We start from the raw sequence: 21,294 nt of genomic DNA, 5'->3' as shown, positions 1-21,294 counted from the left end.
TCAATTTCTCGGTGCAGAGTACCAGCAATACCCCGTAATATTCCTGCTGGCCATTGTTCTCATATGCCCGCTCACGTCAAGCTTGCTGACTCTGCCAGGACTCCAGATGAATCGTAATGACCTTCGTCGTGTCGACCTGAACCTGTTAATCGTATTCGAAACCCTGATGCACGAACGCAGCGTGACCCGCGCTGCAGAGAAGCTGTTCCTCGGTCAGCCGGCGATCAGTGCGGCGCTTTCGCGTCTGCGCGGGCTGTTCGACGATCCTCTGTTCGTCCGCACCGGGCGCAGCATGGAGCCGTCCGCGCGCGCCGTGGAGATCTTCGCGCTGCTCTCGCCGGCGCTGGACTCAATCTCCACCGCCGTCAGCCGCGCGGCCGATTTCGATCCGGCCACCAGTAATGCGGTATTCCGCATCGGGCTGTCGGACGATGTCGAGTTCGCCCTGTTGCCGATGCTGCTCAAGCGCCTGCGCGCCGAGTCGCCGGGGATCGTACTGGTCATCCGGCGCGTCAATTACATCCTGATGCCAGGCCTGCTGGCCTCGGGTGAAATCTCCATCGGCGTCAGCTACACCACCGACCTGCCGGCGAACGCCAAGCGCAAAGTATTGCGCCGCAGCTCGCCAAAACTGCTGCGCGCCGACTCCGTCCCCGGCCCCCTGAGCCTGGACGACTTCTGCGCACGGCCACATGCACTGGTGTCGTTCGCCGGGGACCTCAGCGGCTTTATCGATGAAGAACTGGAAAAGCTCGGCCGCAAACGCCACGTGGTCCTCGCCGTTCCGCAGTTCAACGGCCTGAGCACCCTCCTCGCCGGCACCGACATCGTCGCCACCGTCCCCGATTACACGGCCGAAGCACTGACCGCAGCGGGTGGTGTAAGGGCTGAAGAGCCGCCGTTGCCGGTGCAAAGTTTCGAATTGCACATGGCCTGGCGTGGATCGCAGGACAACGATCCCGGGGAGCGCTGGTTGCGGTCGCGGATTCAGATGTTTTTCGGCGACCCGGATAGTCTTTAGGCGTCGTCGGATAGGCTGTTCGGCTGATCATTTCTGCCTTTCCACAAACCATGGAGCTCCATTCGCTTCCCGTGGATGGCTACATTGGGGGCATATCTGTGGGGTCGCCCTCAAGCTATTCTCCCGAGAGGAGATGGCATAATATGCCAACAATCAGAAGTATCTGTTTACGTGAAACTGGAGCTGGTTATGGCGACGCGAAACGTTGTGCTCACACCTCACCAGGAACAGGTTATCCATGACCTTGTTCAGTCTGGCCGCTATCAGAATGCCAGTGAAGTGATGCGGGAAGGTTTGCGGCTACTGGAACAGCGCGTCGCCGAAGACACCGCCAAAATTGAGGCACTGCGTCGGGCAACCTCGATCGGCCTCATGGATATTGGGCACGGGCGTTTTACTCAGGTGAACGAAGGGGATCTGGAGCACTACCTCGAGGGCTTGAGCCTGGAGGCAACCCTCCCCGTGAGAGAAAAACACTGAGCATGCCGCAGTATCGGATTTCCAACGCGGCGCGCACTGACATTGTCGACATCCTCAGGCTCTCCCAGACGCAGTTCGGCGATCAAGCTCGCCAGCGCGACCAGGCGCTCATCCTCGCGGCGCTGCAAGCGCTTGCCGACACGCCTTATCGTATTGGCAGCCACGACCGCGATGAGCTTGCACCGGGCCTTCGCAGCTATCACCTCGTCTATTCACGCCAGCAGGCCAAACAAACCCTTGGAACGGTCAAAAGCCCACGTCATATCGTGTTCTATCGTGTGGCAAACGATGACGTGATCGAGGTCGTCAGACTCCTTCATGACGCCATGGAAGTGCAGTTGCACTTGCATAACGACTGATCAGTGACCTGGCCCAACCTCACGCACACAGTGAGAACGCACCATGGAAAAGCTGAGCCTAATGGCCAAAAAAGCCCATTTTGCCAAGACACGCAAATCCAATTTCGCCGCCAGCCTGCGCCTCGAGGGCTTCGTGCCTTCCAGTGACGACGAGATCAAATTGCCTACCCGCGAAGCCGTGCTCAAAGCGGTAAGGCATATAAAAGCTTGAGTAACGACAAATACGGGGCCGATCAGGCCCCGGATTGTTATCCGGGCACTGACGTTCTCATCAACCTTCTTGACCTGCGCGATGCTGACGACCAGGAAGAAGTCGAGCGTACATAAATAGCGATTCCGGCAGATGCCTGCTGTCTCTGTAGGAGCTGCCGAAGGCTGCGATCTTTTGATCCTGCTTTAAAACAAAATCAAAAGATCGCAGCCTCGTTTCACTCGTCAGCTCCTACAGGGTTTTGTGTCTGCCACTCGATCAACTGTGGGAGCGAGCCTGCTCGCGATGGAGGCACAGACACCGCGGAGTATCTGGCTTTCCGCGTTATCGTTGTTCTCCATCGCGAATGAATTCGCTCCTACAGGGAGCCGCAGTTTTTTGAACTTGCGGTCACTTTGGCAATTCCATCGACTAATAGCGAACAGGAGTTGCCAATGACTACCCAGGCTTTTCGTGCTCCTGCCGGTGCTGCGGCGGACGAGCGGATCTACAGCACCGACATCCCCGCCCGTCTCGACCGCCTGCCCTGGACCCGTTTCCACACCTTGCTGGTTCTGGCGCTGGGCATCACCTGGTTGCTCGATGGCCTTGAGGTGACGCTGGCAGGGTCGGTGTCGGGAGCGCTAAAGGACAGTCCGGTGTTGGCGATGAGCAATACCGATATTGGTTTGGCGGGCGCGGTCTACATCGCCGGGGCGGTGTTGGGGGCGTTGTTTTTCGGGTGGCTGACGGATCGACTGGGGCGGCGCAAGTTGTTCTTCATCACGCTGTTCCTGTACATCGGCGCCACGGCGGCGACGGCTTTTTCCTGGAATCTGGCGAGTTTTCTGCTGTTCCGCTTCCTCACCGGCGCCGGCATCGGTGGCGAATACACCGCGATCAACTCCACCATCCAGGAATTCACCCCGGCGCGTTTTCGCGGTTGGGTCGACCTGACCATCAATGGCACCTTCTGGATTGGTGCGGCACTGGGCGCCGTGGGCGCGGTGATTCTGCTCGATCCGGCAGTGGCCGGTAGCGAACTCGGCTGGCGCCTGTGTTTCGGCATCGGGGCGGCGCTGGGCCTGGGGATCATCTGGATGCGTCTGTGGATCCCCGAAAGCCCGCGCTGGCTGATGATCCACAATCAACCGGAAAAGGCCGAGCGCATCGTCGCCGACATCGAACGCCAATACCGCGAACGCGGTATCGAACTGCCCCCGGTCGATACGCCACCACTGCGACTGCGTGCACGGAACCACACGCCGTTGAGGGAAGTATTCAAAAGCCTGTTCATCGCACACCGCCGACGGGCGCTGGTGGGGCTGACGTTGCTGACGGCCCAGGCCTTCTTCTACAACGCGATCTTCTTCACCTACGCCCTGGTGCTGACCGACTTCTACGGCGTGCCCTCGGCACAGGTCGGCTGGTACATATTGCCCTTCGCCCTGGGCAACTTCTGCGGCCCGCTGCTGCTGGGCCGGCTGTTCGACGTGGTGGGACGGCGCATCATGATCAGCAGTACCTACCTGCTCTCGGGCGTGCTGCTGGCAGTGAGCGGCTATCTGTTCCAGCAGCAATTGATCGATGTCACCCAGCAGACCATCGCCTGGATGGTGATTTTCTTCTTCGCCTCGGCAGCGGCCAGTTCAGCCTACCTCAACGTGGCCGAAACCTTTCCTCTGGAAATACGCGCTTTGGCGATTGCCGTGTTCTACGCCTTCGGCACCGGTCTGGGCGGGCTGATCGGACCGATGCTGTTTGGCGTGCTGATCGAGACGGGTGAGCGGACCAATGTGTTTTATGGCTATTTGATGGGTGCGGTGTTGATGGTTGCGGCGGCGGTGGTGCAGGCGTTGTGGGGTGTGGCGGCGGAGCGTCGGTCGCTTGAGCATGTGGCCAGGCCGTTGTCGCAGGTGGGGGATTGATATTGTCTGGGTTCGTGTGGTGTCTGTACTGGCCTCTTCGCGGGCAAGCCTCGCTCCTACAGATTCACTACCGGCCTGCTCGCTCCTACAGGTTTACCACCGACCTGTAGGAGCGAGGCTTGCCCGCGAAGGCGTCATTACGTCTTACGCAAAATCAAGCATCACGAAACAACCAAGGCTGACTCGCCCGATGCCTCACCTCGAACGCCGCAATCGCATCACCGTCCTGCAACGTCAGGCCAATGTCGTCCAGGCCATTGAGTAAACAGTGCTTGCGAAACGCATCGATCTCGAACCCCAAGACCTTGCCATCCGGACGGGTCACGGTCTGGGCTTGCAGATCAATCTGCAACTGATAGCCCGGGTCCGCTTCGACCTGCTTGAACAGCTCATGGACTTCCTCGTCGCCCAAGATGATCGGCAGCAAGCCGTTCTTGAAGCTGTTGTTGAAGAAGATGTCGGCGTAGCTCGGCGCGATGATGCTGCGCAAACCGTATTCTTCCAGCGCCCACGGCGCGTGTTCACGGCTGGAGCCGCAACCGAAGTTCTCACGGGCCAGCAACACGCTGGCGCCCTGATAACGCTCGGCATTGAGGACGAAGTCCTTGTTCAGCGGGCGCTTGGAGTTGTCCTGGTAAGGCTGGCCCACGTCCAGGTAGCGCCATTCATCGAACAGGTTAGGGCCGAAACCGGTGCGCTTGATCGACTTCAAGAACTGCTTCGGGATGATCTGGTCGGTGTCGACGTTGGCACGATCCAGAGGGGCAACAAGGCCGGTGTGCTGGGTAAAAGCTTTCATGTGTGCTCCTTAAATCAACTCTCTGACGTCGACAAAACGACCATTTACAGCGGCGGCGGCTGCCATCGCCGGGCTTACCAGATGGGTACGGCCACCGGCGCCCTGACGCCCGGCGAAGTTGCGGTTGGAGGTCGAGGCGCAATGCTCGCCCGACTGCAAACGGTCCGGATTCATGCCCAGGCACATCGAGCAACCCGGCTCGCGCCATTCGAAACCGGCTTCGAGGAAAATCTTGTCCAGGCCTTCGGATTCGGCCTGAGCCTTCACCAGTCCCGAGCCCGGCACAACAATCGCCTGTTTGATGGTCGAGGCCACTTTGCGGCCCTTGGCGATCACGGCAGCAGCGCGCAGGTCTTCGATCCGCGAGTTGGTGCAGGAACCGATGAACACACGGTCCAGCTGAATGTCGGTAATCGCCTGATTGGCGCTCAGCCCCATGTAGGTCAAGGCGCGCTCGATAGAACCGCGTTTGATCAGGTCCATTTCCTCGGCAGGATCCGGCACACGCTGATCGACCGACAAGACCATCTCGGGCGAAGTGCCCCAGCTGACTTGCGGCTTGATCCGGGTCGCGTCGAGCTCGACCACCGTGTCGAACACCGCATCGGCATCGGACTGCAGATCCTTCCAGGCCTCGACCGCCAGATCCCATTCCGTGCCCTTCGGCGCAAATGGACGACCCTTCACATAGGCCACAGTCTTATCATCAGTCGCCACCAGCCCCACCCGGGCACCGGCCTCGATCGCCATGTTGCAGATGGTCATGCGACCTTCCATGGACAGATCGCGAATCGCGCTGCCGGCAAACTCGATGGCGTGGCCATTGCCGCCAGCCGTACCGATCTTGCCGATGATCGCCAGGATGATGTCCTTGGCCGTCACGCCCAACGGCAATTGCCCTTCGACCAGCACTCGCATGTTCTTCATTTTCTTGGCGACCAGGCACTGGGTGGCGAGTACATGCTCGACCTCGGAAGTACCGATGCCATGGGCCAGGGCACCGAATGCGCCGTGGGTGGCCGTATGCGAATCGCCGCAGACCACGGTCATGCCCGGCAAGGTGGCGCCCTGCTCCGGGCCGATCACATGGACGATGCCGTGGCGCACGTCGTCGATCTTGAATTCGGTGATACCGTACTCGTCGCAGTTGTCGTCCAGAGTCTGGACCTGCAGCCGCGCGACCTGATCGGTGATGCTGTCGATGCCGCCCTTGCGCTCGGGGGTCGTCGGTACGTTGTGGTCCGGCGTCGCGATATTGGTGTCGATACGCCAGGGTTTGCGCCCGGCCAGACGCAAACCTTCGAAGGCCTGCGGCGAAGTCACTTCGTGAAGGATATGGCGGTCGATATAAACCAGCGCCGAACCATCGGCTCGCTGTTGCACGAGATGCGCATCCCAGAGTTTGTCGTAGAGCGTTCTGCCAGCCATCAAACTATCCTCATTTGCGTTTTCGATATTTTGTTTTTATGAATGCGCAAAACAAGTCATTAAGAACTGACTTACATTCCGCGCACAGTGAAACTCGGCAACTAATTTCCAACTTGATAATCCAGAAAACTGAAACCATGGAACTTACTGGCGAAGTGAATCACTCATGTGTTCCACGCGCCCCGTGGATTGCTTAGTCACGACTTTTGCAGAACCATCTTCCGACGCCTCGCCATTGAGCGCCTTGTGCATCTTCGATGTATCCAGTGCCCCCACCCACTTGGCAATCGCCATTGTTCCGACACCGTTGCCAATCGTATTGGTAATCCCCCGCGCCTCGGACATGAATCGATCCACGCCCAACAGCAGCACCATGCCGGCCACCGGAATGGTCCCAAGGGATGCCAGCGTCGCCGTGAGGATGATGAAACCCGCACCGGCAACACCTGCCGAGCCTTTGGAGGTAAACATCAGTACAGCCAGCACGATCAGCTGATCGGTCAGGGTCAGCGGCGTGTTGGTCGCCTGGGCGATGAAGACGGCGGCAATGGTGTAGTAAATGGCCTGCCCGTCGGGGTTGAAGGTCAGGCCGGCGGGAATGATCAGCCCGGCCACCGGTTTCGATACGCCGGCCTTTTCCATCTTCGAGATCATTTGCGGCAGCACCGACTCGGAGGAACAGGTGCCCAGCACGGTGAACAGTTCTTCCTTGATGTACTTCAGCAGCTTCCAGATGCTGAAACCGCTGTACCGGCAGATCGGTCCCAACACGAAGATCACGAAGATTGCACAGGTGATGTAGACGCAGGCCACCAGCTTGCCCAGGGACAGCAATGAGCCGAAGCCGTACTTGCCAATGGTGAAGGCGATCGCCCCGAAGGCGCCGATGGGAGCCAGGCGCATGACCATGCTGACGATGCGGAACATGCCGTGTGTCAGGCTTTCCAGGGTGTCCACGAACAGCTTGGCCCGGGGGCCGGCGTGGGCCAGGGCGACGCCCAGCAACACCGAGAACAGCAGGATCTGCAGCACATTGCCCTTGGCGAAAGCGTCGACGATGGTGTCGGGAATGATGTTCATCATGAAGTCCATGAACGAGGTGTGCTTCGCCGCCGTGGTGTAGGCGTTGAGGCTCGACGTATCCAGCGTGGCGACGTCGACGTTCATGCCGGCACCGGGCATGAACAGGTTGACCACGATCAACCCCACCACCAGGGCCAGGGTGGAAACCACCTCGAAATAGATCAGGGCACGCAAGCCGACCCGCCCCAGATCCTTCATGTTTTCCATGCCGGCGATGCCCGTCACCACTGTCAGGAAAATCACCGGCGCCAGAAGCATTTTGATCAGTTTGATGAAGGCGTCGCCCAAAGGCTTGAGCGCCGTACCGGTTTCAGGAAAGAACACGCCGATCACGGCGCCGGTGATAACGGCAAGCAGAACTTGCACGTATAGTTTTCCAAGCATTCTTTTCATTGAAAAGTCCTGAATCTTATTGTTCTAAATATGTACCGGCATAGTAATTCGCAGCAACCTCGAAGGCGCTGTCATTCTTGCGAATGGCGATTACTTGCCACAACTAATCAACCGACCGTCGGCCGGTAGTTAAATATCATCTACATACTCATAATCAACTCCACTTAAATTGTTTTTAGCGGTATCTTTTGATTGGTCCATTCACCAGGATGTCCGGCCAAATTATATATAGCTGGCAACATCCTGAGAGTTACTTCAACTCACTACATACTTAACCGCTGAGTTACCAATGAGTCAGACCCTCGATCTATCTTTCTTTTACCTGCTGGCCGAAAAAGGCAGCCTGGCGGCGACCGCCCGCGAGTTGGGGGTTACGCCCCCGGCGGTGAGCAAACGCCTGAGCGCACTGGAAGCGCGGCTGGGTACCCGTCTGGTCAATCGCACCACCCGCTCGATGAGCCTTACCGATGAAGGCGAGATCTACCTGACCCACGCCGAGCGCATCCTCACCCAAATCGATGAGGTGGAGCAGATGCTCAGCAGCTGCCGGGCCGCGCCCAAGGGCCTGATCCGGATCAACGCCACCCTGGGCTTTGGCCGACGCTACATCGGCCCGGCCCTGGCGGCTTTTCATACCCGTTATCCGGAGGTCAAGGTCCAGCTTGAAATCAGTGATCATCCTCTGGACCTCGCGACCCATGGTTTCGACCTGGCCATCCGCATTGGCGCCCTGCCCGATGCGGCGTTCCATGCGCGCAAGATCGCTTCCAATCGCCGTCTGCTGTGCGCGTCCCCGCTGTACCTGGAAAAACATGGCACCCCTGCCAGCCTCGCGGATCTTGCGAACCACAGCTGCATTTTCCTGCGCCAGAACGAAGCGACTTACGGTGTGTGGAACTTCGACAGTGGCGAGCGGGCGCAGAACATCAAGGTGCATGGCGCGCTGAGCTGCAACGACGGTGAAATTGCCATGAGGTGGGCACTGGACGGCTATGGCATCCTGCAGCGTTCCGAGTGGGATCTGGCTCGCTATGTCCGCAGCGGCCGCCTTCGCGTTCTGTTGCAAGAGCACAGCAATCGGGCGGACATCTATGCGGTGTATCCGCAGCAGTTGCATCTGTCGGCCAGGGTGCGCAGCCTGATCGACTTTCTGGTGGAGCGTTTCGCCAACCTGGACAGCCTGGCCAATGACGTCTGCCAGCATGGCGGACACAAAACAGACCCGCAGGGATAAAAAGGGCGAGCCCCGGAAATTGCGCAACCGGGTCTCGCAAATCCGCCAACAACGGCGGCAGAGCTCAACTCATGAATCTGGCGCCGCGATCAGAACCGGTCATGCAGATTGGGCATGTCGACTGCCCGTTCGATCACGCTGCCCGCCGCCAACAACCGTTGCTCGCGATAACTGTCGGCCACCAACTGCACACCGATCGGCAGCCCATCGACAACGCCGGTCGGCACATTCAGTCCCGGCAGGCACAGCGCCGCCACCGAAATCAGCGGACTCTGGTCCGCCAGCACGCTTTTCATGTCATCCGTCGAGCCCAGATCCGCGTCCCAGCGCATGGGCAGCCGGCAGGAGGTGGGAAGCAGGATCAGCGGATAGCGGCTCATGAACTCGTTCCACTGGCGGCGCAGTTGATCGCGCCGGGCGATCGCCAGTGCGTATCCTTCGAGGTCAATTGCCGGGGCGCCTGCCAGCATGTTTTCGACGGAGCGCAGAATCACGTCGTCGCCCATGGCCTTTACGCCGGCGATCATGCCCATACGCGCTTCGGTCATGACGATCGATTGCCAGATCTCCACGCCCTCGGCCATGCCCGGAGGCGTTGCACGCTCGACCATGTATCCGGCCGCTTCCAGGATCTGCGCTGCAGCGTTCAGGGCAGCCTTGATTTCGGGGCCCAGCGAACTGCCGGGAATTTCATCGACCAGGGCTACGCGCACTGGCGCCGAGTCGTCCGGGTAGTCCATTTGCGCCGGCACCCACAAAGGGTCGCGACGATCGGCACCGGACATGGCAATCAGCCCGAGACGCAGATCGCGCATCCGGCGTGCCAGCGGTCCCTGCGCAGACATGGTCTGCAGTCCAAGGAAACGCAGGCCCGTAGTGGGATGGAAAGCCGGGATTCGTCCAGGCGTGGTTCGCAAACCGGCCAGACCGTTGACGTAGGCGGGATAACGGATGGAGCCGGCAATATCGGTGCCGTGGGCCAGCGAGCACATGCCGGCGGCAACCGAGACACCTGCGCCGCCGCTCGATCCGCCGGAGGTCACCGTTTCATCCCAGGGGTTGAGCGTACGTCCGTGCAGGGGATTTTCGGTGAACCAACGGAAGGAAAATGGCGGTGTGTTGGTGCGACCGACGTTGATCGCGCCGGCTTTGAGCAAATTGCTGACGACGGTGCTGTCGCCCGGAGCGATACGCTCGGCGAAGGCCGGCACGCCATTGGTGGTAGCTTCGCCCTGGACATCGACATTCAACTTGATCGTGACCGGCACGCCATGCATCGGCCCGGTGATTTCCCCGCGATAAACCTGACTGTCTGCCTTGTTGGCCGCCAGCAACGCCCGTTCCCGGTCGGCATGGACAATGGCGTTCAAGCGAGGATTGAGTGCATCGGTGCGCGCAAAACAGCTTTGCAGTGCTTCGTGGCTGGAGATCGTGCCACGGCGAATATGCGCCGCCACATCGACGGCGTCCCAGCGCCAGATCTGGTCGGGCAAGTCGCTGGCGGCGGTTACGTCCTGGTCGTTCATCGGGTTGGTCATCAACTGACACTCCATTGAGGTTGTTTTGCGAACGTTGACGGCTTCCCCCGGCAACACGCCTCCCGGCATTGCCTAATGCCAGTCAGCGATGGTCAGTGATGGAGCAAAGGCATCAACGCAAGGTGTTGACGGCGTCAAACGGGCTGGGGCTGCGCCTTGAGGCTGGCCTTTCGTTGGCGCACGAAGCACATGGCCAATGCGGCCACGCAGCCGGGGATGGCGAAGACGATGAAGTTCAGATGCAGCGGCAACTGGATGCTCACCAGCACACCGCCGAGGATCGGACCGCTGATGGCGCCGCTTCTGCCGATCCCGGATATCCAGCCCAGGCCGGTCGAGCGGATGCCCATCGGGAAAAATTGCGCCACACAGGAGTAGGCAAGAATCTGCGTGCCGATGGTGGTGGCGCCCGCGATGAAAATAAGCCCGTAGAGAATGGTGGGCGGACTGTTGAAACCGAGCAGGCTGATCGACGCTGCCGCCAGCAGGAAAAACACCACCAGCACCCTGCGCAGCCCCAGGCGATCTCCCAGCCAACCGCCGCCCACGGCACCGAAAATGGCGCCGACGTTCATCAGCAGCAGGAAACTCAGGCTAGAACCCAGGCCGTAACCGGCGCTGATCATCAGTTTCGGCAGCCAGGAGTTCAGCGCATAGATCATCAGCAGGCAACAGAAGAACACCAGGCACAGCATCACGGTGCCCATCGCCCGACCTTCACGGAACAACTGCACCACCGGCGCGCCGGGTGTCTTGAGGGCAGGCACGATGAACTGATCGTCCGGACGGGACACGAAGGCGGGTTCGATTCGGTGCAGGACCTCGCGGGCTTGCGCTTCGTGGCCCTGGCGGATCATGAAGCCGACCGATTCGGGCAGGTAACGCAGGATCAGCGGCAGCAGGAGCAACGGAATCCCCGCCACGTAAAACACCGACTGCCAGCCAAAGTTCGGCAGCAGCACGATGCCCAGTCCCGAAGACAGAATGCCGCCCACGGAGTAGCCGCTGAACATGATCGCCACCAGGGTTCCACGTATTTTCTTCGGCGCGTATTCACTCATCAACGCCACCACATTGGGCATGACGCCGCCGATGCCCAGCCCGGCCAGGAACCGGCACAGACCGAACTCGGTGGTATCGCGCGCCAGGCCGTTGAGCAGCGTGAAGCCGCTGAACAGGATCACACAAATGGCGATGATCCACTTGCGCCCTACCCGGTCGGACAGCGAGCCGAAGATGATCGCGCCCAGCATCGCCCCGAACAGCGCGTAACTGCCCAGCGCACCGGCTTGCAGCGGGGTCAGGCCCCAGTCTTTCATCAGAGCCGGCAGGACCACGCCGTAGATCACCAGGTCGTAGCCGTCGAAGATGATGATCAGCGCGCACCAGAACAGCACTTGCCAGTGAAAGGCGTTGAAGCGCGCCTGGTCGATGACCTCGTTAATGTCGATTTTTCGCATGGCACTCAACTCTTGTTGTTGTTTTCAGGCAACTCAAGGGTAGGTCCGGGTGCGGATGGGCTATATCCGCAGTTCGCAGGGCTTTATCCGTTTTTTACAGATCGTCCATTTCGGATCATCGCGTTGTGGTGGTTACTGGCGACGTTTGAGGGTCTCGGTGGGCAGTTCGCCGAATTGTCGGCGGTAGATTTCGGAGAAACGCCCCAGGTGCAGGAAGCCGTAATCCATCGCCAGTTCGGTGACGTTGCGGTAGCCGCAGGTAGGGTCGCTGAGGCAGGCGTGTACCCGTTCCAGCTTTTTCTGGCGGATGTAGCGGTTGGGCGTAAGCCCCACGGTGCGCTCGAACAACCCATACAGCGAGCGCGGGCTCATGTGCGCCCGACGCGCCAGTTCGTCACTGCACAGATCTTCCTTGAGGTTCTGCCTGATGTAGTCGGCGATCTGCTCGAAGGTCGCCAGGGAGGTATTGAGTTCCGGGCGAGTCAGGTTCGTGCGCAGCAACATCAGCAGCTTGGTGGCGACGATCTGCATGTAGTTTTCCTGAATCCGCGGCATCGGCTCGGCCGTTTCGGCCTCGCTGCAAACCATGCGCAACAGATCGAAAAACCCTTCCAGCTCATCCATCCGGTAGCAGGACTCGACAAAGCGCAGGCCCTCGCCCGGCGTCTGCCAGCGCTGGTCACGACAGATCGACTCCATGACCGAGGCCGGGATTTTCAGGATGAATTTTTCGCAATCGGCCGAACCGGTCAGGTCGACGCGATCATCGGGATTGATGATCAGCATCTCTCCCGCACCCAGATAGTGCTCCTGTTTGTGGTTGCGCCACAGGCAATGTCCGTTCAGGAGGATCTGCAAGTGATAGAAGGTTTCCAGCGCGGGGGATGTGATACGTACATCCGAGCCGTAACTGATACGGCACAGATCCAGGTTGGCGAACTTGCGGTGCAACAGACTGGATACATACGCCCGGGACCGGGAAAGTTGAATGTCATGACTGCCCAGGTGTTCGTTCACGTAGTCGGAGACCGCATAAGGGTCGGCCAGATTGAACACCGCACTTTGTTGACTTGAAAGTAACTGCTGCATCACTCAGAACCCTGATGGTCGCCATTGCTCACGAAGTTCCACCCGTGGCCCGATGGCGTCAAGCATCAGCCCGGCACAAACCGCCCAACGGCTGCGAACGTCCTGCCTTATACAGGGTTCTACGGGCGTGCGGCGCGCACCCGGGGCGGGTTTGTAGAAAGAGGATAAGGATCTGCAGAAACTGGATACTGCCCTCCAGCTACCGGGCTTAATTTCGATTTCACGAACAACTGAAAGATCTGGAGATGCCCCTCACACCACTCATTGCTTAGTTGCTATCGGCATTTATTGAAGTTCGCTGCGGCGACATCCCTCTACATAAAAGCCTTCTGCCTTTTCAGCGCAGACGGCAGTGCTTTGCCTGTGATTGCACCCGACGTCCCAATAAAAATAAATACGGCGAGAAGAACATGAACATTACAACGACGCGCTTCGCTGCAAGTGCGGGGCATCGGCCCCCTTTGAGTCTGATCGGCTTTGCAGCCTTGTCCTGTGCCCTGCCCTTGAGCGCCTTCGCCGCCGGATTTGTCGAAGACTCCAAAGCCACCCTCGAGTTACGCAACTACTACTTCAATCAGGATTACCGCAGCGGCTCGGCCGCGCCCTCGAAACAGGAAGAATGGGGGCAGGGTTTCATCCTCAATTACACCTCCGGTTTTACCCAGGGGCCGGTGGGATTTGGACTGGATGCACTGGGCATGCTCGGCATCCGCCTGGATTCGGGCAAAGGCACGCACTACAACCCCAACAGCACCAACCAGGCGGGCCTGGTCTTCCCGACCGACAGTGATGGTCGGGCGGTCAGTGATTTCAGCAGCCTGGGCCTGACCGCCAAGGTGCGTTATGCCAAGACCGAAGCCCGGCTCGGCACGCTGCGGCCGAGAATGCCGATTCTGACGCTGAACGACGGTCGCTTGCTGCCGGAAACTTTCGAAGGCATGCAAGTCACGTCCCAGGACTTCGACAACATCACCCTCACCGCCGGTAAAGTTGAAAAGGTCAAAAGCCGTACGTCCTCCAATAATGAAAATCTGGCGATATCCGGTGCCGGTGGCGCCGCGGGCAAGCGCAGCAACAAGTTCTATTTCGCCGGTATCGATTACAAACTCAATCCGAACTTGTTGCTCCAGTACTACTACGGTGGTCTGGAGAACTTCTATCAGCAACATTTCCTCGGCATGGTGCATAACCTCGCTTTGCCGGTAGGCAATCTGAAGAGCGACCTGCGTTTTTTCGACAGCGGCCCGGACGGTCGCAATGCTAGCCAGGCCGGCCGGCAGGAAGGTTATCGCAGCAGCGGCTATCACAATGACGGCAAAGTCGATAACCGCGCCCTGGCGGGCATGTTCACTTACACCGTGGGGCCGCACTCGATCGGCCTGGGTTATCAGGCCCTGAGCGGCTCCAGTGATTTCCCCTTCGTCAATCAGGGTGATGGCTCAGCGACCTATCTGATCACCGACCGCCAGACCGGCGCCCGCTTCCAGCGGGCCGGCGAAGACACCTGGGTGGCGCAATACGGCTTCAACTTCACGGCGGTCGGCATTCCGGGGCTGACCACCCAGGTGACGTACCAGCGGGGTGATCATGTGAAAACCGATTCCGGCGACCAGCATGAGTGGGAGCGCGATATTCACTTCAACTATGCGTTCCAACAGCCCATGCTCAAAGGCTTGAGCGTGTCGCTGCGCAATGCCACGTTGCGCAGCACCGTGCCCAATCAGCGGGACATCGATGAGAACCGGGTATACCTGACCTACACCCGCGACCTCTTCTGACACCACCGCCCCGTGTAGGAGCCGAGCTTGCTCGCGATGGTCGCTAACGATGACGCTGGCTGTCTGAATGCCCGCGGTGTCTGGACCTCCATCGCGATCAAGCTCGGCTCCTACAAGGGTCGTTAATGTTGACGCTGGCTGTCTGAATGCCCGCGGTGCCTGGACTTCCATCGCGAGCAAGCTCGGCTCCTACAATGGTCGTCAACGATGACGCGGGCTGTTTGGATGTCCGCGGCGCCTGGACTTCCATCGCGAATGAATTCGCTCCTACATGGGATTTGTGTTGTTTGGGAAAGACTGAATTGCTGCAAACCCATTGATCGCCCCCCGTGAAAAGGCGCAGGCTAGAGAGCTGCCCCCGCCTTCCTATCATTCCGAATGATAGTTACCTTCGCCGCGTTCGATTCGTGCGATATCCGCCCGCCTAGCATCATTCGCCCATCTCAATACATTGGCGGATGCATCCATGGAACAGTCATTCAAACATTTGCGCTTCCCGTTGGCCGTGTTGGCCGTGGTGGTGATGAGCGCTTGTGGCAAAGCGCCGCAATCGGCCGCAACTCCGCCCGCCGCCAAGGTCAGCGTGGCCAAGGTGCTGGAGCAGCCGGTCAACGAGTGGGACGAGTTCACCGGTCGCCTTGAAGCTCCGGAAACCGTAGAGATCCGTCCACGGGTGTCTGGCCAGATCGATGAAGTGGCCTTCACCGAAGGCGCGCTGGTCAAGAAAGGCGACCTGTTGTTCCAGATCGACCCGCGTCCGTTCCAGGCTGAAGTTCGCCGTCTCGAGGCCCTGGTGGCCCAGTCCCGCGCCAACGCCACCCGCAGTGAAAACGAAGCCCAGCGCGGTGAGCGTCTGCGCACCAGCAACGCGATCTCCGCTGAGCTTGCCGATTCGCGCACCAGCGCCGCCCAGGAAGCCCGTGCCGCCGTTGGCGCCCTTCAGGCCCAGCTGGATCTGGCGAAACTGAATCTGAGTTTCACCCGCGTGACCGCGCCGATCAGTGGTCGCGTCAGCCGTGCGGAAATCACCGCCGGCAACCTGGTGACCGCCGATACCACCGCGCTGACCAGCGTGGTTTCCACCGACAAGGTCTACGCCTACTTCGACGCCGACGAGCGTGTGTTCCTCAAGTACACCCAGCTCGCTCGCCAAGGCAAACGCGGCGCCACCACCCCGGTGTACATGGGCCTGTCCAACGAAGACGGCAACCCGCACCTGGGCCAGATGAACTTCGTCGACAACCAGGTCAACCCGAAAACCGGCACCATCCGCGGTCGCGCGGTGTTCGACAACAGCGACGGCAGCTACACCCCGGGCTTGTATGCACGCCTGAAACTGGTGGGCAGCGGCACCTACAACGCCATGCTGATCAACGATGAAGCGGTCGGTACCGACCTGGGCAAGAAATTCGTGATCGTGATGGACGCCGACAACAAGACCGCCTACCGCGCCGTCGAACTGGGTCCGAAGATCGAAGGCCTGCGCATCGTGCGCAGCGGCCTGAACGCGGGCGACACCATCATCGTCAAGGGCCTGCAGCGGGTGCGTCCTGGCTCGCCGGTGACTCCTGAAGTGATCCCGATGGCCAGCGAGCAGACCCTCGCCGCTCTTGCACAACAACGACAAGCACTGGAAGCCAGCAACCTGCCCCAAGTCGCGCCTGCCAAGGCCGCGCCGGGTACGGCTGTGAAAGTGGCTGCCGTGACTCCACGCGGTTAAGGGATAACGACTCCGATGAATTTCTCCAAATTCTTCATTACCCGGCCGATCTTCGCAGCGGTGCTCTCGCTGCTGATTCTGATCGCCGGCGCCATCTCGCTGTTCCAGTTGCCGATCAGCGAATACCCGGAAGTGGTGCCGCCGACCGTGGTGGTGCGCGCCAACTTCCCGGGAGCCAACCCGAAAGTCATCGGTGAAACCGTGGCCGCTCCCCTGGAGCAAGCCATCACCGGCGTCGAGAACATGCTGTACATGTCCTCGCAGTCGACCGCCGACGGCAAGATCACCCTGACCATCACCTTCGCCCTGGGCACCGACCTGGACAATGCGCAGGTGCAGGTGCAGAACCGCGTGACCCGGACCGAACCGAAGCTTCCCGAGGAAGTGACGCGCATCGGTATCACCGTGGACAAGGCCTCGCCCGACCTGACCATGGTCGTGCACTTGACCTCGCCGGACCAACGCTACGACATGCTCTACCTGTCCAACTACGCGATTCTCAACATCAAGGACGAGCTGGCTCGCCTGGGTGGTGTCGGTGACGTGCAGTTGTTCGGTATGGGCGATTACTCGCTGCGTGTGTGGCTCGATCCGAACAAGACCGCTTCGCGCAACCTGACCGCTACCGATGTGGTGACCGCCATTCGCGAGCAGAACCGCCAGGTGGCCGCCGGTCAACTGGGTGCGCCGCCCTCCCCGAGCGCCCAGAGCTTTCAGCTGTCGATCAACACTCAGGGCCGTCTGGTCTCCGAGGAAGAGTTCGAGAACATCATCATCCGTGCCGGCGACAACGGTGAAATCACCCGCCTGAAAGACATCGCCCGAGTCGAACTGGGTTCCAGCCAATACGCCCTGCGCTCCCTGCTGAACAACCAGCCGGCGGTGGCCATCCCGATCTTCCAGCGTCCAGGTTCGAACGCCATCGAAATCTCCAACGAGGTTCGGGCGAAGATGGAAGAGTTGAAGAAAGGCTTCCCGCAAGGCATGGACTACAGCATCGTCTATGACCCGACGATCTTCGTGCGCGGCTCCATCGAGGCGGTGGTTCATACCCTGTTCGAAGCGCTGATCCTCGTGGTGCTGGTGGTGATCCTGTTCCTGCAGACCTGGCGCGCCTCGATCATCCCGTTGGTGGCGGTGCCGGTATCGCTGATCGGTACCTTTGCGGTGATGCACCTGTTCGGCTTCTCGCTCAACGCGCTGTCGTTGTTCGGCCTGGTACTGGCGATCGGTATCGTGGTGGACGACGCCATCGTGGTGGTGGAGAACGTCGAGCGGAACATCGAACTGGGGCTCGAACCTTTCGAGGCGACCAAGAAGGCCATGAGTGAAGTGACCGGCCCGATCATTGCCACGGCGCTGGTGCTGTGTGCGGTGTTCGTACCGGCGGCGTTCATCTCCGGCCTCACCGGTCAGTTCTACAAACAGTTCGCCTTGACCATCGCCATCTCGACCGTTATCTCGGCCTTCAACTCCCTGACCCTGTCGCCAGCGCTGGCGGCGGTATTGCTCAAGGGTCACGATGCGCCGAAGGACCGTTTTTCGAGAATTCTCGACAAGATCTTCGGTGGCTGGCTGTTCCGTCCCTTCAACCGCTTCTTCGAGAAAGCCAGCCATGGCTATGTCGGTACCGTGCGCCGGGTCATCCGCAGCAGCGGTATCGCCCTGCTAGTGTACGCAGGCCTGATGGTGCTGACCTTCTTTGGTTTCTCCAGCACGCCGACCGGTTTCGTACCCGGCCAGGACAAGCAATACCTGGTGGCCTTCGCGCAACTGCCAGACGCCGCGAGCCTGGATCGCACCGAAGACGTAATCAAGCGCATGTCCGACCTGGCCCTCAAACAGCCGGGTGTGGAAAGCGCGGTAGCCTTCCCGGGCCTGTCGATCAACGGTTTCACCAACAGCCCGAACGCCGGCATCGTGTTCGTGACCTTGAAGCCGTTCGATGAGCGCAAGGACCCAAGCATGTCCGCCGGCGCCATTGCCGGTGCCTTGAACGGCCAGTACGCCGGGATTCAGGAAGCCTACATGGCGATCTTCCCGCCGCCACCGGTACAAGGCCTGGGCACCATCGGCGGTTTCCGCCTGCAGATCGAAGACCGCGGTAACCTGGGCTACGAAGAGCTGTACAAGCAGACCATGAACGTCATCGCCAAGAGCCATAACGTTCCGGAACTGGCCAACCTGTTCACCAGCTACACCGTGAACGTGCCGCAAGTCGATGCCGCCATCGACCGCGAGAAAGCCAAGACCCACGGCGTGGCCGTCAGCGACATCTTCGACACCCTGCAGATCTATCTGGGCTCGCTGTATGCCAACGACTTCAATCGCTTCGGTCGCACCTATCAGGTCAACGTTCAGGCCGAGCAACAGTTCCGCCTGGAGTCCGACCAGATCGGTCAGCTCAAAGTGCGCAACAACAAGGGCGAGATGATCCCGCTGGCAACCTTCATCAAGGTCAGCGACACCTCGGGGCCGGACCGCGTGATGCACTACAACGGCTTCATCACCGCTGAAATCAACGGTGCCGCAGCCCCAGGCTACAGCTCCGGCCAGGCCGAGGCCGCCATCGAGAAACTGCTCAAGGAAGAACTTCCAAACGGCATGACCTACGAGTGGACCGACCTGACCTACCAGCAGATTCTGTCCGGCAACACTGCGCTGTTCGTGTTCCCGCTCTGCGTACTGCTGGCGTTCCTGGTGCTCGCTGCCCAGTACGAAAGCTGGAGCCTGCCACTGGCGGTGATCCTGATCGTACCGATGACGCTGCTGTCGGCCATTACCGGGGTGATCGTGTCCGGTGGCGACAACAACATCTTCACCCAGATCGGCCTGATCGTACTGGTGGGCCTGGCCTGTAAGAACGCGATTTTGATCGTCGAGTTCGCCAAGGACAAACAGCTGGAAGGTCTCAATCCGCTGGCTGCGGTACTGGAAGCCTGCCGCCTGCGTCTGCGGCCGATCCTGATGACCTCCTTCGCGTTCATCATGGGTGTGGTGCCACTGGTGATCTCCAGCGGTGCCGGTGCCGAGATGCGTCACGCGATGGGTGTGGCGGTGTTCTCCGGGATGCTCGGGGTGACCTTCTTCGGTCTGCTGCTGACGCCGGTGTTCTACGTACTGATTCGTAACTTTGTCGAGCGCAGCGAAGCGCGCAAAGCGGCCAAGAAGCCGAAACTGGACAAGCCACTGGAGTCGCATTGATGAGTCTGAAAGCCTTTCTGCCGAGCCTGCTGGTGCTGGCGCTGAGCGCCTGTGCCGTCGGCCCGGACTATAAGACCCCTGATACGGCGCCAGCCAACATCACCACGGCGACTGACGGCTCCGCGGGTCAGAAGAACTTCGACCGCTCGCGCTTCCAAAGTGTCTGGTGGCAGCAGTTCGAGGACCCGACCCTCAACCAGTTGGTGACCGAATCGCTCAAGGGCAACCGTGACCTGCGTGTCGCCTTCGCCCGCTGGAAAGCGGCGCGGGCGATCCGCGATGACATCAGCAACGACGCCATGCCGACCGTCACCAGCCGGGCCAGCAGCGATCTGGGCAAGGGCCAGATTCCGGGGCAGACCACCAATCGGGTCAACAGCGAACGCTACGACCTGGGCCTGGACATGGCGTGGGAAGTCGACTTGTTTGGCCGTATCCAGCGCAACCTGGAATCGGCCGACGCCGAGCAACAGGCACTCGAGGCTGATCTGTATCAGCTGCAAGTGACGATGATTGCCGAGTTGGTGGACTCCTATGGTCAGCTGCGCGGTGCGCAACTGCGGGAAAAGATCGCTCTCGCGAACCTGCAGAACCAGCAGGAGTCGCGCAAGATCACCATCAGCCTGCGTGATGCCGGCGTTGGCGATCAGCTCGACGTGGAGCGTGCCGATGCGCGCCTGGCTGCGGTGGAAGCCAGCGTGCCGCAGTTGCAGGCTGAGCAGGTACGGCAGAAAAACCGTATCGCTACCCTGCTGGGTGAGCGTCCGGACAAGTTGACCGTGGACCTGAGCCCGAAAGACCTGCCGGCGATTGCCAAGGCCTTGCCCATCGGTGATCCGGGTGAACTGCTGCAACGTCGTCCGGACATTCTCAGCGCCGAACGCCAACTGGCCTCGGCCACGGCGCGGATCGGTGTGGCCAAGGCGGATCTGTTCCCTCGGGTCAGTCTCAGCGGCTTCCTCGGCTGGACTGCCGGACGTGGCTCGCAGATCGGCTCCTCGGCGGCCAACGCCTGGGCGCTGGGCCCGAGCATCACCTGGGCGGCGTTTGACCTGGGCAGCGTGAAAGCCCGCATCCGCGGCGCCGACGCCGATGCCGAAGGCGCCCTGGCGACCTACGAGCAGCAGGTATTGCTGGCACTGGAGGAATCGGAAAACGCCTTCAGCGATTACAACAAACGCCAACAGCGTTTGATTTCGCTGATCCGTCAGAGTGAGTCCAGCCGTTCGGCGGCCGATCTGGCCGAGATTCGCTATCGCGAAGGTTCGTCGGACTTCCTCGTGTTGCTCGACGCCCAGCGCGAACGCCTGGCGGCCGAAGACACCCAGGCCCTGGCGGAAATCGATCTGTACCGCGGCATCGTCGCCATCTACAAGGCCCTCGGTGGCGGCTGGCAACCGGAAACCGTCGCCAGCAAGTAACCGGCCTTCACAGAGCTCCTTTGGTTGGCCGCAACCAACCAAATTCCTTGCCCCGCAACCGAATGGTCGCGGGGCTTTTTTGTGCATCGTCAACACAAAAACCTGTAGGAGCGAGGCTTGCCCGCGAAGGCGCCAGATCTGCCGATACTGTGTTGCCTGACACGACGCC

16 protein-coding genes are annotated in these 21,294 nt (G+C 60.2%); 10 read left to right on the top strand and 6 right to left on the bottom strand.

Translation table 11 applies throughout. The features are described from left to right. The first annotated feature begins 106 nt into the window (after positions 1-106). From ACW9JE_RS07665 to ACW9JE_RS07645, 5 genes are all read left to right on the top strand, one after another. The gene (locus ACW9JE_RS07665) at positions 107-1,021 is read left to right on the top strand and encodes a LysR family transcriptional regulator (protein ID WP_457432396.1); all 915 of its coding nucleotides are present in this window, start codon (positions 107-109) and stop codon (positions 1,019-1,021) included. 189 nt (positions 1,022-1,210) lie between these two features. Then, complete coding sequence (locus ACW9JE_RS07660) at positions 1,211-1,501, top strand: type II toxin-antitoxin system ParD family antitoxin (protein ID WP_457432395.1); 291 nt, start codon at positions 1,211-1,213, stop codon at positions 1,499-1,501. 2 nt (positions 1,502-1,503) lie between these two features. Next, on the top strand, positions 1,504-1,860 hold the full coding sequence (locus tag ACW9JE_RS07655) for a type II toxin-antitoxin system RelE/ParE family toxin (protein ID WP_457432394.1): 357 nt from the start codon (positions 1,504-1,506) through the stop codon (positions 1,858-1,860). Positions 1,861-1,903: 43 nt separating this feature from the next. Beyond that, positions 1,904-2,071 (top strand): YhfG family protein, encoded by a 168-nt coding sequence (locus ACW9JE_RS07650; RefSeq protein ID WP_457432393.1) that lies wholly within the window; start codon positions 1,904-1,906, stop codon positions 2,069-2,071. A 434-nt stretch (positions 2,072-2,505) separates the two neighbouring features. Continuing rightward, positions 2,506-3,978: an MFS transporter gene (locus ACW9JE_RS07645; protein ID WP_457432392.1), complete on the top strand. Its 1,473-nt coding sequence runs from the start codon at positions 2,506-2,508 to the stop codon at positions 3,976-3,978. Between the two features lie 154 nt (positions 3,979-4,132). On the opposite strand, the gene leuD is transcribed toward ACW9JE_RS07645, so the two are convergent. The 3 genes from leuD to ACW9JE_RS07630 all read right to left on the bottom strand — a co-directional run bounded on the left by leuD (position 4,133) and on the right by ACW9JE_RS07630 (position 7,681). After that, entirely contained in the window at positions 4,133-4,777 is a 645-nt protein-coding gene (leuD, locus tag ACW9JE_RS07640; RefSeq protein WP_457432391.1) for a 3-isopropylmalate dehydratase small subunit, read from the bottom strand. Between the two features lie 9 nt (positions 4,778-4,786). Further along, positions 4,787-6,205 carry a 3-isopropylmalate dehydratase large subunit gene (leuC, locus tag ACW9JE_RS07635; RefSeq protein ID WP_457432390.1) on the bottom strand — a complete coding sequence of 473 codons (1,419 nt, stop codon included), beginning with the start codon at positions 6,203-6,205 and terminating at the stop codon, positions 4,787-4,789. A gap of 144 nt (positions 6,206-6,349) precedes the next feature. After that, positions 6,350-7,681 (bottom strand): dicarboxylate/amino acid:cation symporter, encoded by a 1,332-nt coding sequence (locus ACW9JE_RS07630; RefSeq protein WP_224537313.1) that lies wholly within the window; start codon positions 7,679-7,681, stop codon positions 6,350-6,352. A 289-nt stretch (positions 7,682-7,970) separates the two neighbouring features. Between ACW9JE_RS07630 and ACW9JE_RS07625 the strand changes: the two genes are divergently transcribed. Further along, entirely contained in the window at positions 7,971-8,915 is a 945-nt protein-coding gene (locus ACW9JE_RS07625; protein ID WP_457432389.1) for a LysR family transcriptional regulator, read from the top strand. 89 nt (positions 8,916-9,004) lie between these two features. Here ACW9JE_RS07625 and ACW9JE_RS07620 read toward each other — a convergent pair whose 3' ends face one another. The 3 genes from ACW9JE_RS07620 to ACW9JE_RS07610 all read right to left on the bottom strand — a co-directional run bounded on the left by ACW9JE_RS07620 (position 9,005) and on the right by ACW9JE_RS07610 (position 13,002). Then, positions 9,005-10,453 (bottom strand): amidase family protein, encoded by a 1,449-nt coding sequence (locus ACW9JE_RS07620; RefSeq protein ID WP_457432388.1) that lies wholly within the window; start codon positions 10,451-10,453, stop codon positions 9,005-9,007. Positions 10,454-10,587: 134 nt separating this feature from the next. Beyond that, on the bottom strand, positions 10,588-11,913 hold the full coding sequence (locus ACW9JE_RS07615; protein WP_457432387.1) for an MFS transporter: 1,326 nt from the start codon (positions 11,911-11,913) through the stop codon (positions 10,588-10,590). A 132-nt stretch (positions 11,914-12,045) separates the two neighbouring features. Further along, positions 12,046-13,002 carry an AraC family transcriptional regulator gene (locus ACW9JE_RS07610; protein WP_457432386.1) on the bottom strand — a complete coding sequence of 319 codons (957 nt, stop codon included), beginning with the start codon at positions 13,000-13,002 and terminating at the stop codon, positions 12,046-12,048. 410 nt (positions 13,003-13,412) lie between these two features. Between ACW9JE_RS07610 and ACW9JE_RS07605 the strand changes: the two genes are divergently transcribed. From ACW9JE_RS07605 to ACW9JE_RS07590, 4 genes are all read left to right on the top strand, one after another. Next, positions 13,413-14,780, top strand: a complete 1,368-nt coding sequence (locus tag ACW9JE_RS07605) for an OprD family porin (protein WP_457432385.1) — start codon at positions 13,413-13,415, stop codon at positions 14,778-14,780. A 466-nt stretch (positions 14,781-15,246) separates the two neighbouring features. Then, on the top strand, positions 15,247-16,500 hold the full coding sequence (gene mexE / locus ACW9JE_RS07600; RefSeq protein WP_457432384.1) for a multidrug efflux RND transporter periplasmic adaptor subunit MexE: 1,254 nt from the start codon (positions 15,247-15,249) through the stop codon (positions 16,498-16,500). A 15-nt stretch (positions 16,501-16,515) separates the two neighbouring features. Next, positions 16,516-19,704, top strand: a complete 3,189-nt coding sequence (locus ACW9JE_RS07595; RefSeq protein ID WP_457432383.1) for an efflux RND transporter permease subunit — start codon at positions 16,516-16,518, stop codon at positions 19,702-19,704. Then, positions 19,704-21,125 (top strand): efflux transporter outer membrane subunit, encoded by a 1,422-nt coding sequence (locus tag ACW9JE_RS07590; RefSeq protein ID WP_457432382.1) that lies wholly within the window; start codon positions 19,704-19,706, stop codon positions 21,123-21,125. Before ACW9JE_RS07595 ends, ACW9JE_RS07590 begins: the two co-directional genes overlap by 1 nt. Positions 21,126-21,294 lie beyond the last annotated feature (169 nt).

The organism is Pseudomonas sp. SDO55104_S430 (assembly GCF_054070595.1).
The sequence above is the reverse complement of the archived record's forward strand: the minus strand, read 5'-3'. Positions and strand labels throughout refer to the sequence as shown.